6 protein-coding genes and 2 pseudogenes are annotated in these 15,263 nt (G+C 56.2%); 3 read left to right on the forward strand and 5 right to left on the reverse strand.

Annotation, left to right across the window (positions count from 1 at the left end; genetic code table 11):
• Positions 1-165: 165 nt before the first annotated feature.
• The 4 genes from C2L66_RS39865 to C2L66_RS39880 all read right to left on the reverse strand — a co-directional run bounded on the left by C2L66_RS39865 (position 166) and on the right by C2L66_RS39880 (position 7,711).
• The gene (locus tag C2L66_RS39865) at positions 166-984 is read right to left on the reverse strand and encodes a class I SAM-dependent DNA methyltransferase (RefSeq protein ID WP_233445128.1); all 819 of its coding nucleotides are present in this window, start codon (positions 982-984) and stop codon (positions 166-168) included.
• Positions 985-1,400: 416 nt separating this feature from the next.
• Positions 1,401-2,582 (reverse strand): NAD(P)/FAD-dependent oxidoreductase, encoded by a 1,182-nt coding sequence (locus C2L66_RS39870; RefSeq protein WP_082670603.1) that lies wholly within the window; start codon positions 2,580-2,582, stop codon positions 1,401-1,403.
• The gene (locus C2L66_RS39875; protein ID WP_082670604.1) at positions 2,518-5,928 is read right to left on the reverse strand and encodes a LodA/GoxA family CTQ-dependent oxidase; all 3,411 of its coding nucleotides are present in this window, start codon (positions 5,926-5,928) and stop codon (positions 2,518-2,520) included. The genes C2L66_RS39870 and C2L66_RS39875 overlap by 65 nt, the downstream gene beginning before the upstream one ends.
• Positions 5,929-5,986: 58 nt before the next feature.
• Entirely contained in the window at positions 5,987-7,711 is a 1,725-nt protein-coding gene (locus tag C2L66_RS39880) for a S53 family peptidase (protein WP_060611133.1), read from the reverse strand.
• A gap of 619 nt (positions 7,712-8,330) precedes the next feature.
• Between C2L66_RS39880 and C2L66_RS41540 the strand changes: the two are divergent.
• From C2L66_RS41540 to C2L66_RS41125, 3 genes and pseudogenes are all read left to right on the forward strand, one after another.
• Positions 8,331-8,525 (forward strand): annotated as a pseudogene (locus tag C2L66_RS41540) (IS5/IS1182 family transposase); the annotation flags it as partial.
• Between the two features lie 338 nt (positions 8,526-8,863).
• Positions 8,864-9,079, forward strand: a pseudogene (locus C2L66_RS42105) (hypothetical protein); the annotation flags it as partial.
• Positions 9,080-9,867: 788 nt separating this feature from the next.
• Positions 9,868-10,716: a hypothetical protein gene (locus C2L66_RS41125; RefSeq protein WP_148654679.1), complete on the forward strand. Its 849-nt coding sequence runs from the start codon at positions 9,868-9,870 to the stop codon at positions 10,714-10,716.
• 443 nt (positions 10,717-11,159) lie between these two features.
• On the opposite strand, the gene C2L66_RS39895 is transcribed toward C2L66_RS41125, so the two are convergent.
• Positions 11,160-15,143, reverse strand: a complete 3,984-nt coding sequence (locus C2L66_RS39895) for an nSTAND3 domain-containing NTPase (protein WP_148654680.1) — start codon at positions 15,141-15,143, stop codon at positions 11,160-11,162.
• Positions 15,144-15,263: the final 120 nt, after the last annotated feature.

The following is a 15,263-nucleotide window of genomic DNA, read 5'->3' on the forward strand; positions in this document are numbered from 1 at the left end:
CGCGGGACCAGCGAGCAGGCTGACGTGTCAGTACCCGCACTTGGACCCAAGACTGGGACCCCAGAACCGCAGCCAATGAATGAGCGAGGCTTCCCCCTCCGCATATGCAGACCCTAAATTGCTCAGCATGTGAGCGATTGGGATGAAAGTCTAACCCCATGTGTATCAGTCGCGATGTGCTATCCAGAGTGACCGGTCGAAGCCTCTAACATCTATCTGACGACAATTCAGTCCACACGTTGTCAACGCCCGCTCTATTTCGCGATGTTCAAAGAGCCGTAGAACATGCCGGTCCAGGTAATGCGTCACCCCAGTCTCCGGCTTCGCGACGAGCCAATGAAAGTCGAGAATGGAATCCCTGTCGTGCCGCCTCAACACAGCTTGCCTACATAACTTTATCTCTTCGCCTTCAAAGTAATCCATCCACATCATGCCCTCGACGACCTGATCGGGTTCAAGCCACGGTCGGATCACTAACAATCCGCCTCGATTGAGCGCACACGCACAACTTGAGAATGCATCACGCAGTTCGTCATATGAACGTAAATAGGCGACACTCGAACACAAGCAAAGAATCGCGCTCACCGGGCTCGTACATTTAAAGCTCTTTATGTCGGCTTCGAACAACGACATGCCCGTTAGCTTGCGACGCGCTTGCCGGAGCATTTCTTCGCTCAGGTCGAATCCGCTGACAGTGTAATGCCGTTGCAATTCGATAAGATAGTTCCCCGTTCCACAGGCTGCCTCCAATATCTTCGATCCATCAGGGACACCGTTCTCTGACAGCACGTCGTGTATCGCAGAGGCTTGGCTACGATAATCGTGGCGCGCATGAATGAGGTCATAATATTGAGCAAGTTCGCCATATAGCAGCGGTCTGCTCTTCGAATCACTATGGAGATTCATGATTGCAATGGTGCATTCTACAAAGTGTGCAACAGTTTGTTGCCATCCCGGCTGCGAAACCCCGCGAACGCGTCCCAACCGACACCCTCCTTGTATAGATCACTATCGCCTACGGTAACGTCGTTCAATACTCTGCTAGCACAGACAGCTTCGCCAGGATCACGAAATCCAACGTATCACAGATGAATACATGCGCTTTCTGCTATGAGGTCAACCTGCAAACCTACAGTCAATGGATTTTTCGATGACCGCTCTAACAGGCTTGTGCCTATGTAAAGTGCTTTTTGAACCCGAATATGTGATATGGCGCACACCCAAACACGAACAGTCGAGTGTTCGGAATGTGTTCTGGATTACGACAGTGACAGCTTTCCACGTGTAGAAGCGGTAGGGATGGCGCGTAGCCTCTCCCCAGCAAAATTCGCCGGATACCAAGGACACGTGGGTCGCATTGGGCACGCGTGCGAACTGCTACCGAACACCGAGCATCGGTATCAGCCGAGATCTTCTTCATTATCTGCCGCAGTGCAGCCTGCAAAATCTTGACGAAGGTTCCAGAAATCTGCTCCTGGCCAGCGGCGCTCAATATGGTAGAACTGTTCACGAAGTTTCCCATGGTGTTCAGCGGCGTCCTCAAGAATTCGCGCATACGTGGACAGATCATAAGCGTTGTTGGCCACCCGCGAAGCGATTGCCATTCCGCCGTGCGATCCCGAAAGCATCGCAAAGGTGACACCGGAGGACGACAACGGATCGAGGCTAAGCGCCGCGTCTCCGACGGCCACCCAAGCATCTCCCGTGACCTGATCAAGTTTGCCGACGGAAGCATTGCGTAGAGTCGGATTGCCTGCCTGCCGGAGATGGAAGCAGCCCAGCCACCGGGAAATTTCCTTCGAGGCTCGTAAAGCACGATTGTGAACATTCTGCTGGGCCACCAAGGCAGGATCACATATGAGCCACACGACAGCCCGCCGCAGTTGGACTGGGACGGCAAAAAGCCAGCCCCACTCGATTGCTTCGACAATTGCCGTCATTGGAAGGGCCTCGCTTTTCGACGGTGCATCGAAGCAAAATCCGAGTGCGACTTGCCTGGTTTGGGTTATTCGCCGGGCTCCCAACCGCCTAGCCACATGCGCTGCAATTCCTGTGGCGTCGACTAGAGCCCTCGCCTTGAGTTGCGCACCGCCCTGCCGCCCGCGAAGCGTGACGATGTGCTCCGCGCCATCGAGCCGGACATTCTGTATCCGCCCTTCGACGACAACGCCGCCCTCATCGTGGAACAGCGTCTCCAACCGTCGATCGAATCGCGCGCGATCGAGAATCACGCTTTTGCCATAGGGGTGGAACATGCTGCTGTGCTCTCGCGCCGCGCTAGACCCCCACGCTGACCGCACGCCGTCCAGAGACAGATGATGCGCGCTATGCAGTTCATCCCCAATCCCCAGCTTCGAAAGCAACGGCAGGCACGAGGCAGATAGAGTCTCGCCACAACGGGGCATCGCATCAGCTACGCCAGCGATAGCGACTGATAATCCGGCCCTGCGCGACGTGATGCCCGCAGCGAGCCCAGCCGGTCCACGGCCGACGATCAGAACATCCCACACATCGGCGTCAGTGCGCCACACCGTTGCCCCTGAGACGAGCCCGCGGATAGACCTCTGGGTTCGAGTGGACATCGGCCGTGATTCGTCTGCCACGGTCAGTGTTGAGTTGCGGTAACGGACAACCTGCCGTGATCCACTCGATGGTGAGCTGGCGATGCGTTACGCCACCCGAATGCGGAGCAACCTCGTCGAACGCTTGACCCATTGCGCCATTCGGCGCAAGAAGACTGGTGACAAATGGGCTTGCCGACGGATCTCCCTTGGTGATGAGCTCATTGACGGGGTCTGAAATCGCCTTCATGAGTTCTATGACCGCCGCCGGTCCATCGTCGTGGACGTGTTCAAACCACTCAGCAACCGTCCACGTTACGCGGTGCCCGCTCACATCGCTGCCTGTTACTGTCTGGGTTTTATGAGAAGGGGCGTTGACCTGGCGAGACTGCAGAGTTTCAATGGTCTCCGCCATCAGAACCTGAACTGGCACTCTCGTTCGGGGAGGCGTCGACTTTTCGGGCAGGGGGCAACCCTCCTGAGTCCAGAGACGCCATGTAGCCAATTCGTCATCGGTGAACACCTTGAACATGGGGCCTTCGAAGGAAGTCCGCCGGAAGAACGAACTCTGCTCCGGATGCCCCGGAACGAAAAATCCGCCGTCAACCAACGCCTTCATGAAGTCCGACGGCTGCTCAAACCAGTCGTTGATGTAATTGTCACCCAATTTGCGCGATACATGATTTTGTGAAACGTAGGGCTTTTTCTGAACGATGATGTCGTAGATCTTGTCTGCGGTCGACTTCGGTGCCTTGAGTTGCGCCGTCATGTCGCGACCCAGATTGCCAGTCATGTCAAATGCAATATAACCCGTCCAGATCCGTTTCCACGCCTCCTGCATTGCAACTGGACCGCCAAGCTGAAGAACCTTGTCCAGGTACATTTTCACCGCTTGCCTGGCTTTTGCGCCGTGCCCGGACGCCGCATTGTCAATACCGACATGAAGCACATAGAAATGTGGATCGATTCCGAAGTAGCGCAACCTCTTGATCCCTGGTTTGAGACTGACTACCGTCCACTCGAGCTGGAGAGTGAAGCCAAGCAGTTCGGGATAATACAGGCGCGGGAACTGTGCAAGCGCAAGCTCCATGAGAGGTACTGTAAATGCCGAGTCGAGAAAACGCGGATCCTGCGAATATTCGAGCGACCGTGGATCTGGAAGGTAAATGCCTTCCTGACGCATTAGGTCGGTATAGAGATTGCAATGGCTGTGCGCCACGTTACCGTTGCCGACTTCATCGCTCCAGATTTCGAATAGGCACGCATCTACCTCATCGAGTGGACCGGGCGGAGTGATCGAGTGAATCCACGCCCCGTCGTTCTGGTTGAACGGAGCCATTTGCAGGATCCTGTATCGGACATCTTCTCGTGTCCGGTACACCTCATCCGTTGCCGGATCATAGGCATCATTTGCCTCCACCAGCTCAGTATAGATCTCGTTGAGCCTTGCCTCGAAGGCTTCCTCGGAATACTCGAAAAACCTGGACGTGTCGGGGAAGTCCGGAGAATCTTGCATCCTCCATGCACGGTCCAGAAACTCTTGCGCGATCTCTTGAGCCTTCGGCAAGAAATCAGGGTACCTGTCAATGTTCGAGAGGTAGTAATAGAAGGCCCGGTAGTCCATCCCCAGGTATGGCGCGCGCTCGGTTTCAACGAATACGCGTTCGTGTGTCGAGGTCGGAGTTGGCCTACTCACGACGAAGCCAAGGCCGCTCCAAAGCTCGACCATTCCCGCGTCACCTTCGTAGCCAGGTGCCGCAGCGGCCGGGTAGTCGACAAGGCCACGCTCCCACCGCTCTCGAATCGATAGCCGATCGGCCATCAGTTCTTGCGGGTCCATGGACCAATCGCCCTTTTCAGGATGAAGACTCGCATGATCAGGGCGCGGCGCATCGCGAATGACGCGGTTGAATTCAGCTTCCGTAACAACGTCGTCGGGTCGCGCGATTGGCCACCAGGCTGTATTGCACTCGTAAAAATCAGCCTGCCAGGGGCATGCCATGTAGCAGGTAATGCCACCAGCCGCAATGTCCGAGCGTAAGCGAAACGGCTCGCCGTACATCGTCTTGTCCTCCGCGATGTAGGTCATCTCGATGCCTGGGTAGAAGGCGCCTCCGACGCAGGGCTCTAGTGCTGCCCGCGTGAGCGCAGCTGGCCGGTCCGGAAGGTTCATCTCTTTCAAGGCCGGTGCGAGTGGCGGTCCTTGCCAGTCAGCCAGGAAGTCGCCCGTCGCCCACGCCTTGAGTATCGCGTACTGCGATGGTCGCAAGCGCAACCACTGCGTTGGGTCACCATCAGTGGGCCCATTGTTGTCACCCGCGAGTCCGGGCATAAACCGAAAGTTTGCCTGATCTTTTGCAGCTTGGCTCTCGAGCGGAAGATTGGGGTCACGAACACGTTGGAAGATGGACTGTCGAAGCGCCTCGGAGGCTGCGGTATTAGTCGACAAGGTTGCAAGACTCTCGGTGCTGAAAAAATCTCCGCCTTTGCCCGGGCCGTGTCCGCGATTGGCGAGGCCGTTCACCCACGGGTAGCCGCTCAGGCGCTTGAGGATCGGGTAGACGTGATCGGTGAACGAAACCTTCACGGGAACCGCAGCCGCCTCATACCACGCGTATTCCATCACGTCGTATAGTGTGACGATGTTCTCCAATTCAGGCGTGTACTTCGGGGGAACGCAGAGCACGCGCGCCGGCTCGGCTATGAGCTCACGTCCGTCAGGAAATCGCACTCTCGCCGACACGGGGCCATCAGACGTGTCGTCGTGCCAGCCTGTATTGTTTGCGTAGTTCTTGATGAATTTTCCTTCCGGAACCGAGGCGGAGTGGCCGAAGCCTCCGAGAACGACTAAGCGACCGTCCTCGTCCGTAAGCAATTCACCAAGTGGGACTCGATCTCCGCAAAACTGGCCGGAATCAAAGCAATAGGCAGGGCCTCGCACACTTCGCCCGGTAATCGAGCGAGGGCCGGGCTTGATTTCCAGTGACGCACGATCCTTGACATGCTGGTTGCGCGGCAGATCGCGGCGGCCGAAGCGGCCATGAAACTCGAAGAAGGACGCTTTTGTGTTTGCGAGTTCGACGGTCCACTCGATTTTGGCCTGATCCGCGGTCAGTTCGGCAACTACAGAGCCCTGTTCATCGAGGCCGAAGATGCGAAATCGAGCACCTTGGCGCTTGATTCTGCCTTGCTTATCCTTGAAACCACCTGCCGGCTTCGGTGCATGGCCAACTGCTTCCGGGCCAAGGAAATATTCTTCAGAGCTGTTGCCCAGTCTCGCGATACCGATAGACGGTGCGATGATAACCTTGCAGACTTGCGATATTGTGTCCATGCTCTTTCCTTGATTTTTCTTGGTCTTGGGCATGCAATAGTCCTTCCGCCGCGATCCGCCGGCGTAGCGTAACGTCGAAAGTTCGCCGCGCTCAGGACGGCGCCGGTGCCGACTTTAGTGCGTGAAGCAACTTGTTGCCGGACGGCGTCCCCAGACCGGTGCAAGCATCCCAGCCCGTGCCTGCTGCGTAGGCGCCGTTGTTACCCACCGTAATGTCGTTGAGGACGCCGGTCGCACAGTAAGCGTAAAGCGTCGGGTTGAGGAAACCGACCTTTGTGCCGAGCGCCTGGTTAATCCGGACGATCAAGCTTGCCCAAAGCGGTGCGGATGCGCTCGTGCCACCGATCGGCTCCACGTGGCGGCCATCGACGTGCATCACCACGATTCCGGTATAGGGATCGGCAACAGCCGCCACGTCCGGTATGCCGCGACCGATTTTGTGAGGCGGATTTGCCGAGACGGGCACGCCCGCACCCTCTTGATACGGCGGTAGCCCGAAAATCGCGCTTACTCCGCCACCTCCCGCGCCGCCTGACGGCACGCGGTCGTACTCGTTCCAGACGACTTCGTTTGCGATGCGCGGCACGGGCCCGTTCGTCGCTTTTAAGGTAGTTCCGCCGACACCTAACACCCAAGGGCTCGATGCGGGAAAGTCGGCATGCGCACCCGATGACGCATCGTCCCTGGAGCCATCATCGCCCGACGCCACGCAGACGGTGATGCCCTTGCCGCGTGCCGCCTCGAGCGCCTGATTCACGATATTGATGCTGGCGTCAGTCCACCGGCCCACCGGCTCCCGCTCGGGGTTTCCGTAGCTAATGGAGATCACTGAAATCTTGTTCTCGTCCGTGATCGCCTGATAGATTGCCTCCGACCAACCTTGCGCGCTGAACTCTGTGAAGTAGACGAAAATCTTGGCGGCCGGCACCAGTGCACCGATGACGCACAGGTCCAACATCACTTCGCCAGTGGAATCGCCTCGCTTTGACGATTGCGGTGTGTCTGGGCCCGGGGCGTTGCCGGGTCCCTGCACGACGACGGCGGTGATGGAAGGCATCTGCCCTCCGAGCGCATCTTCGAAGTAGGTTTTCAGCGCGGCGTCGCTATAGCCGCCGCGAGGGTCAGGGCTGTCACCACCATTAAACGCGAAGACTGCTACGTTCTGGCCTTGGCCAACGTACTCGCTCGGGAAGTCGTACAAGCTCGCGACTTGCCCCGGGAAGAAGGTTCCTGGCCACAGGTTGGTCAGCGCCGCGGCAGCGTCCCTAGTCGGCAAACGGCCAGCGAAGTGCGTGGAAGCACGCCGCGGGCGGCCAATAGGACGCGTGTCCAGTCCTTCCACCGAAGCGATTATCGGGTACAAGTCGTCGGGGACGTAGACTTGGCCTTCCCGACCCCGGAAGCGACCAAGCTCAGGATGTTCGAATTCGCCCAACTCGACACCAAAAGCCTTTTCGACGTCGGCGATTGAGCCTTCGACGAGCACACGTCGCTTGGGGATGCTGGCGTCGATGACGCTCAACCCGGCCTTCTGGGCGAACTTCTCGATCGCTTCCAAGTCGTCTGGCGATGCGCCGTAGACCTGATTGAACTCGTCGTCCGACAGGTAGGTACGCGTCGCGACAGCCGAGCTTTCCAACGCGTTGACCTTCTTCATTGCCTTAGGTGAGGGGTTAGGGTTTCGTCGGGCGAAGACGCTGAGCCGAATCTTTGTATCGGGATCTGGACTCTTAAGCCTCGTGGCGCCAGGAACAGCGACGCGACTGCTTCCACGAATGGCAATCCGTCCAGAAGGTTGTTCGGCAGGCTTGTCCATGATCTTCCCTTCGTGCCATTTTGGCAGTTAGTACAACAAGTTCACTTCAGACTGGCTTGGGTATGCAAACCGGACGTTGCCAAAAGTATGGTAGTAATGCGATGCACTTCTTCAACCGTTTAACAGGGCCGGAGATTGCCGTAGAATATTTGCACCGGCCGCTCCTGGAGAATTCACCGGCTTTAGATGTAATCCACATTTGCGTTAATCAAAACAGTCATTGAGACAAGTGCAGTAGCAGAAAAGCCGCGAGGCCCGCAATCACGGCACCCGCTGACGAGACAGCAACCAGAAATGGCAACTTAAAGAGCTGATATGGGGAGTAAAGGTCCCTTCCTGGTTAGAAGAGTGGATGACCGACTTTCACGATAGACGAAGGTGAGGTAGTAGCAAGGGGCAAAGGTGCAGAACGTGCGAGAACGCACGTTACCGAATTTTTGCTAGCTAACGGCTGTGTTGTCCTGCTCGCTTGATCGTCCGGCTCTTTGGTCGGTCGAGCAAGAAGCGCTTTCTCAGAGTGTGTGTCGAGTGAAGGGAATGTAAGGGAAGGTCTACAAAAGTCCTGGCGTTGCCGTGAGCTTGGACTATCCTCGGAACAGGATAGTCGGGGAGTGGCGCGATCACACAGGTCGGTCTTGCTCTGGATCTGTCAACGAAGCGCACCCGCAAGCGCGAATTTCTCGATGAGATGACCCGCGTCGTGGCGTGGCAGAAACTGATTGCGTTCATCGAGCCGCACTACCCTAAAGGCAAGCCGGGCCGCCCGCCGTTTCCAGTCGCGACGATGCTGCGTATTCACTTCTTGCATGTATGGACCCGACGCGTTTTGTAGGCTTCTTTTGTGACGTAAAACGGTCTGCAAACATGTATCAGGCCGCCTGGTGGGCTTGCCTGCACGCCCGCGGCGTTGATGAGATTCGCGCGCCCCGTCCTTGGCAGCAGTTCGGCCTTTTTAGTCGGCCGACAGAAAGTACAGGATCGTGGGACGCTGGTCTAACCGGTTTTGTCATCACAATCAGGAAGCTTCGCAAACCAGTGGTGGTATATGCGACGGTTCCTGACACGAACTCCTTATCGGTTCAGTGCCTTTATGAATCAGCCTGTGCTACAGACTTGTATGTGGCTTCAGTGCTCAGAAGTGCGTGAACGATAGCCACATTGGCACCCCCTGAGTCGTTGCCCGCCTCCGAGACGCCGCGGCAGAATCCGGCTCCGCTCCCCTTCACGTCCGCGACCAGTCTGGAAAATCTGCACGGTATCGCACGGATAGCAGAAGCATTGATCAAGACGCTGGCAGGTAAGGCACGCACGGGTCGACTTGACGATCTGAAAGCCCTGGAACTTCTGCAGCAAGCGGTATTGTTGTAGTTGTTGCAGGGCGTGGCGATGTCGATCAAGCAACGACGACGACGCCGATCATTGTGAGCGCCAAGCTCTCGATAGATCGGCGTCGAGGTTCATGATGGTCGCATGCAACTGCAACGACACCTTTACAGGTGACCCGTTCCGTTGTCTGTTGTCACGCATCTCGGTTTTTATGTCAACTCTCTTCGCAGTCGCCCTCGCGGTGTCGTCGACTATGCCCGCCGACCGGTCTCCGGTCAAAATGACGCTCGGCGATACGAGCCGTGAGCCTGCTTCAGGGCTTCAGGTCAGGTTGCCGCCATTCGCAAACTAGTATCGGCGAATGACGCTTCCCACTGTCAACCAACGAGTCTTCCCGACCCAGCTCGGACGTTCGAAATGCCTCATTCCAAATGGCAGGTTCGCGGGACAACGGCCGCTCAGGTGACTGACCAGTTCGACGCATATTCGGCCGCCCCGGCCATTCGACAGTAATGGGGCCGCAGGCACTTCCTCGCGCGAAAATTCCATCTTGGAAGCTTAACGTTTGGAAAATGCAATCCTGAACAGATGGAAAGGATGCGGACTCAACACCTGCGCTGGAAATCACCGTTTTAGGTTACCGAACGTCGGACGTTTGCACTATAAAGTGAGGAAGCTCCATCGCTTCCCGTTGAATTGGAGGCATTATGCCTCTCCAGTGTTACCGATTTCGGCATTTCGTGAAGCGCCGATTCCAAGCGTACCGAACACTTATTATCGTCCATTTACCCATTGGCATGCCGCGTCGTTTGCTCCTGGGCGGACTAACGTTGTTCGAAAAATGGATACGAAAATATGCGGTGTTCTGGCTGCGTCATTGCCGAAAGATCGCTGTCGCTGTTTGCATTCTTGTTACCTTATCTGCATTCCACCTGCTGTTTCGCGCTCCGAATCTCGATCCATATGTCACATATGAACGGCAGCCGGACGGGACTTGGAAGATATACGAGGAGTATCGCGTCGTGGAAAGCCCGTATGTTTATTACCGCTCCGCAGCGACCAGTTCGGCGGATCCACACGACCGGGACAATATCCCGGGATGCAGACCCGATCCCACGATGGCGGGGGAAGCATGGATAATCATGCGCGCAACTATCGAAATTCCTTCCGTCGGCCCCGCTTTATCAACTTTGAAGTCGTTAGAGGTTTCGCAACTATTGTTTTCGTACTATCTGCACGGATGGCCCGGAAAACTATTTTTCTCCGATCGCAAGAACGATGTTGCGTCCTGTCGCGACATCGAAGCACGGCTTCCGCAAGGTGCAGAGATAACCAGCGGTGACGTGCTTGCGCTCACTAAAATTGAAACAACGGAATCTTATCCGTCTACCGTGGCATGTAACGCGTACGAATGGCATCCGTTACCATTTGAGAAAACTGATCCCCCGTGTGGGGACGAGTATGTCGAGCGCCCGGTTTTGCTCAAGTCAAACGGACACGTCGTCGGGGCAAAAACCGTGTTCAGGAACTGGTTACAGGATGAAGGCGTGGATCGATGTGCCCGGATCAGCGTGCCGTTCATTCCGCCTCCCGGCTGGGTGCCCCCCGTGCCATCCGGTACAATCTGTCATCCCTTCCAGACGGAAGGTAGTCCGAATCTGCCTGTCGGAATTATCTAAATCGAATCTCCGGGGCCGATCCACGCTGCGGCACGCCGGCTCTGAATGAGCAAACTAATGGATCGGTATCGGAGCTCGGCGGCAGTCGATATGGGCGAACGATGAACTGATCAAGGTGTGAGTTTCCTGAAGGCGGCGTAGCCCGGTACTCGAGCAACCCGCGTGAAAACTTCGCAACGGGCAGAACCCGACCTGCGTCCTAAGATAGCGGCAGGCTCATGAGACGGAACTCTGTAATGCGTTACCCAATCCGCGCATGTCAGTGTGATCCACCGTCGGTTTTACTGCTACGTCGCCCTCAGGAAATTCGAATACCTAATCGAGAAAATTCGAAAACCGATCGTGCTTGACAAGGAAAGTCATATCAGTTTTCTTATTTCCAGCCGTAGTTTTTCGCATCAAACTTGACCGCCACGAGACGCATCACAGCTCCGTCCCAGTTGCTATTCGACGAAGAACCGGGCAAGGAACTGTCGAACGGCTCTGACTGTCCGGACGTCGCCCATATCGTCCAGTAGATCTCGTGGTGACAGCGAATCTGGTGATAGCGCCGCGCTGAGCGCCTCGACGACGTTTGCCGGAATCAGCCGCTCAAGCGAAGACGCGATTTCCCTATCGAGCGTACTTGCGCCAATCCATGCCGGCACAAGCAATGCCCGCTTCTGAGTGTTGCCTGCGATCTCCTTCGCAAGAGCAGCCAACTCTTCGTCGGGAGTTGCGATTCCTGCCAGCAACGAGAGTCTCGCTGCAATCGACGGCGGCGCCTCCTCAATCAGCCGCGCACTGATTGGAAATTCGAGGCTAGCGTCAGCAACACCGATTAGCGCAACAAGAGCATTGCAGACGGCTAACGCCATCACACGGTCAGTTAAATCTACAGCGAGGCGAGTTACTTCGCGACGCACATCGTGCGATCCATTTGTTAGCAGACTGTTCAGCAGCCCTCGCCGAACATCGGGGTCAGACGTAGCCTTTGCTATCTCAATGATTCTTTCGGCGATGTCGATTTCCAGGCATGGATATGTTCCGAAGACGCTGGCTGCTTCAACTGCGATCGGAAACGACGAATCTTCGCCATACCGTTCGTAGTGCGTGCTCCACGTATCCGCCGCAAGTTTCAACAGCGCCCCCTCATGTCGTCGGTCTTTGCGGACAGCGAGTAGCGCAAGAAGTTGTTTGCGGACTCGATTTCCCGGGTCTTCGGCAAAAGCCAGAAGTCCGTCCGGTAGCACGTTTGGAAAATGACGCGCTTCCAGCTCAAGCGCAATTCGCCGCACATCGGCGAAGCGATGTGTCAATGCATATTCGACAATCGGGTCAATATCCAAACGCCCCGCGAGACCGACCGCCTTCGTGATGGCTTCGACCTCATCCTCCGTGTTTTCCGTGCCAACGCGCAAGGCAGTCTGCAGCAGGTCTGCTATATTGGAATCGCCGCTTTTCGCCAATATCTCGGCTTGTGCCACGCGAAGGACATTGTTGTTCCCTGCATCGATCCTTTCGAGTATGGCGCGAGCGTCGCCGTCCAAGGCGGTCGCACTGGCGGGATCCAGAATCGCGCGCACTACCGCTTCTGTGCTAGGGGCGGCCGCATCGCAGATTTTGGCAACCGCGTCTCTCCCCTCATCCATCCATGCATGTGTGGTGGCGTTTTTAATGTCTAACGCAAGCTCGCAAATACGCGAGTACGCTTTTCTTTGCTCCAGACTTTCAATCAACCCCGGAATTCCTTCGGAATTTAAACGCGCAAGAACGAGCTCAGCCTCTTGCCGAATTGAATGCTTGTCAGCTCCTTGCTCGATCCTCTTCTCGAGAAAAGGCAGCAAACACGCCGGAAGTTGATCACCAATTGCGTCCCACAAATCATCTTCTTCGGCTGTGTCAAACAATCTTGATGCCAGTGCCAGCCACTCCTCGTCAGTCGGAGGTACCTCCGTAGCAAGACGAATCGCGCGCGCCCAGAAAAATCGCAAATGTTCAGCGTGTCTATGCTGGTCGAGCGCTTCCCAGCCCTTGATGCTTCTGACCCGGTCAGCATACGCCTCGAGGAAGCTGCGTGCAGTGTGAGCATCTTCGCTGCGATTCTCTAAATGATGCTCGGCTGCTTCTTCGTCAAACTCACCATTAAGCTTACGCAGATAAAAATCGTCCTCATCGCCTTGCGAGACCTTGGCGTCATATTTCACCGATGCATCTACAACCCGCTCGAAGGCTTCAAGATTTGCGATCGCGCCAGCAACTATGACGTTAGCGTTTGAATTGAAACCGTCCTGAACGATGTCCAAGGCTGCATCGATAAAGGCCTCATTAAGCCCATCGGTCAGGCGGAGCAAGTCATCAGCAAAACCGTCTGAATAGAATCCGTTGACTCGCGGAAGTTTGTTGCGGATGAAACCCGCGCAAATAGGCCGTGTGGCCGGATCGGCGACCAGAAGGGCGAAGTCGTTCTCGTCTAGTGCCCGTGGAATCCAGTCGTCCATAAAATATCTGCGCGCGTCGGACTTGTCATTAAGCCAATTCGCCAGCAGGGTGACCGGAGACTGAGGAGAACCAGTAACCGCCGCCAGATCCAGGTCATCGTCAAAGTCGGGCCCCACACTCGTCAGGCGGTCCCGGAGCCATGCATCAATCGCGCTCTGGCTATCCGGATCGATTTGCAGACGGAAGTCGTCGAGTCGCCGCGCAGCACGTAGCACTCTCGACGCGCCTTCGGCGTCATAGGAAGCCAGCGCTTGAACAACCAGTCTCAACGTTTTCGCTGCCAAGCGCTTTTGGCCAAGAACTACGTTGCGCAGCCCCAGATCCACTCGCGGGTGACGAAAGGTAAAAACGTCGCTTCGCTCGCGAAGGTAATGACCCGCAGTAAGTAGTTCAATCAGATTAAAGAATCCATCCTCGAGCGAGTCATCTCGCTCGAATAGCGCATCCTCAAGATCCCGCAGCTGCTTGCTGCTCTGATTCGCTTGGACCTTAAATGCGGCCCATAGAACCATCGCCCATCTATGCTCTTTGGAGTCATCGACCTTCCTCACCAGCGAAACTTCAATCGACTCCTCTTCCGCCTGTTTGAGACATCGGTTGACAAACGAGCGATCGCTTTCTTTCGCTGCTGGGCCCTCCGCAACCGCATCGAAGTACAACTGCATGAACAAGGGCGTGGTTAACTCGTCAACAGCGTCCTTTCGATATGGGAGAATCCGCTCCTGGAGATGGCGAGGCAGTTTGTTGGCAAATCGCTCAAACAGCTCGATTCTCTTCGGCGAACTGTAGCTTGTCTCGTCGAGAGTGACGAACCACTTTTTGTGAGGTTGCGCTTTGCTCTCGACCAACATGTCGCCTCGGGTCGTAATGACAATTTTGCGATCGACGCTTGCGCTCCGGAGTACTTCGGTGATTCCATGTCGCCATGCCTTCGCTTTCGGCTCCAGTTCGAACCGCCCCCAAGGATCCTCCACCTCGAAAACAACCGGGAGCGGGCCCCGGTACTCCCTTACCTTTTCTGGTCCGCCTTCCACATACTCGACGTTAAGGCCGGGCAACTCGTCCCGCAAGTCGGCAACCAGTGCTTTTCCCGCGCTGGTCTTTCCGCTCCCGGAAGGCCCTGCGATGATGACGGCATGCTTTTCATCGAGCGAACTTTTGAGTTCCGCCCAGTTGCTGGGGCGAACAAAGTCTTCTAGATCCGGCGATTGACCTACGTAACCTTTGTATTTAATGACTATGCGTATCGCATCTTCGCGAGATAGAACACCACCAGCCTCGCCGCGCATCCGCCCTAGCACGGTTCGGCGAAACTCTTCGCGGCAATCGTGAACGAGCCCCGACGGTATATGGCATGTGCGGGCCAAGAGCGCCTCGGTCCGGTAGTTGAGCCGCTCAGTGTCAAGAGAGGACAGGATGGCAAATCGTCCATCAGCGTCAGCCGGCAGCTTATCTTTCAGGGTCTTAGGCAACTTCCCAGCAGCCGGCCAACGGTGCAGACTATCAGTCTCGATGTCGATGAGAACGCCCTCAACGGCCGCATTAGTCACCAAAACGTATCGAATATTGGCGTCTAGGAGCCGGTCTTTCACTTTCTCGCGTCGAACGCCCGCGTCGACCAGGTTGGACACGTCGGTACGCTTCCACGGCCCCGTAGACCGAGTTTTGCACTGGATAACGAGACGATATGACGCGACATATGCGACTTCCGTCGCGACGGGCGGCTCATCTTCGACGTCCGATTCCAGGTCCTCCTCGCTTGCCGGCTCAATTTCCAGACAGGCTGTCGCATTCTGCTCAAGCATCAGCACCAAGGCAGACCATACTGAAACGTCCAGTTGATAGAGGTAGCCCAGCAATGAGGTGGTCCCGCTGGAGGGTTCGTAGTCTTTGTCAGTCATAGCGAGGAAAAGGCAACCAGATAGCAATATTCCCTTCAGTTCCAACCGGTCGTAAGACCTGTCTCAGAACGGGAATCAAAGGTTAATCATCGTTCGTTCGACGCGTCAGGCTCAGGGATGACAGGTTGACCATCTCAATCTCGGCGCTAGCCTCTTGCCGCAGAC

The organism is Paraburkholderia caribensis, from assembly GCF_002902945.1.
In the GTDB taxonomy this organism is placed as follows: Bacteria; Pseudomonadota; Gammaproteobacteria; order Burkholderiales; family Burkholderiaceae; genus Paraburkholderia; species Paraburkholderia caribensis.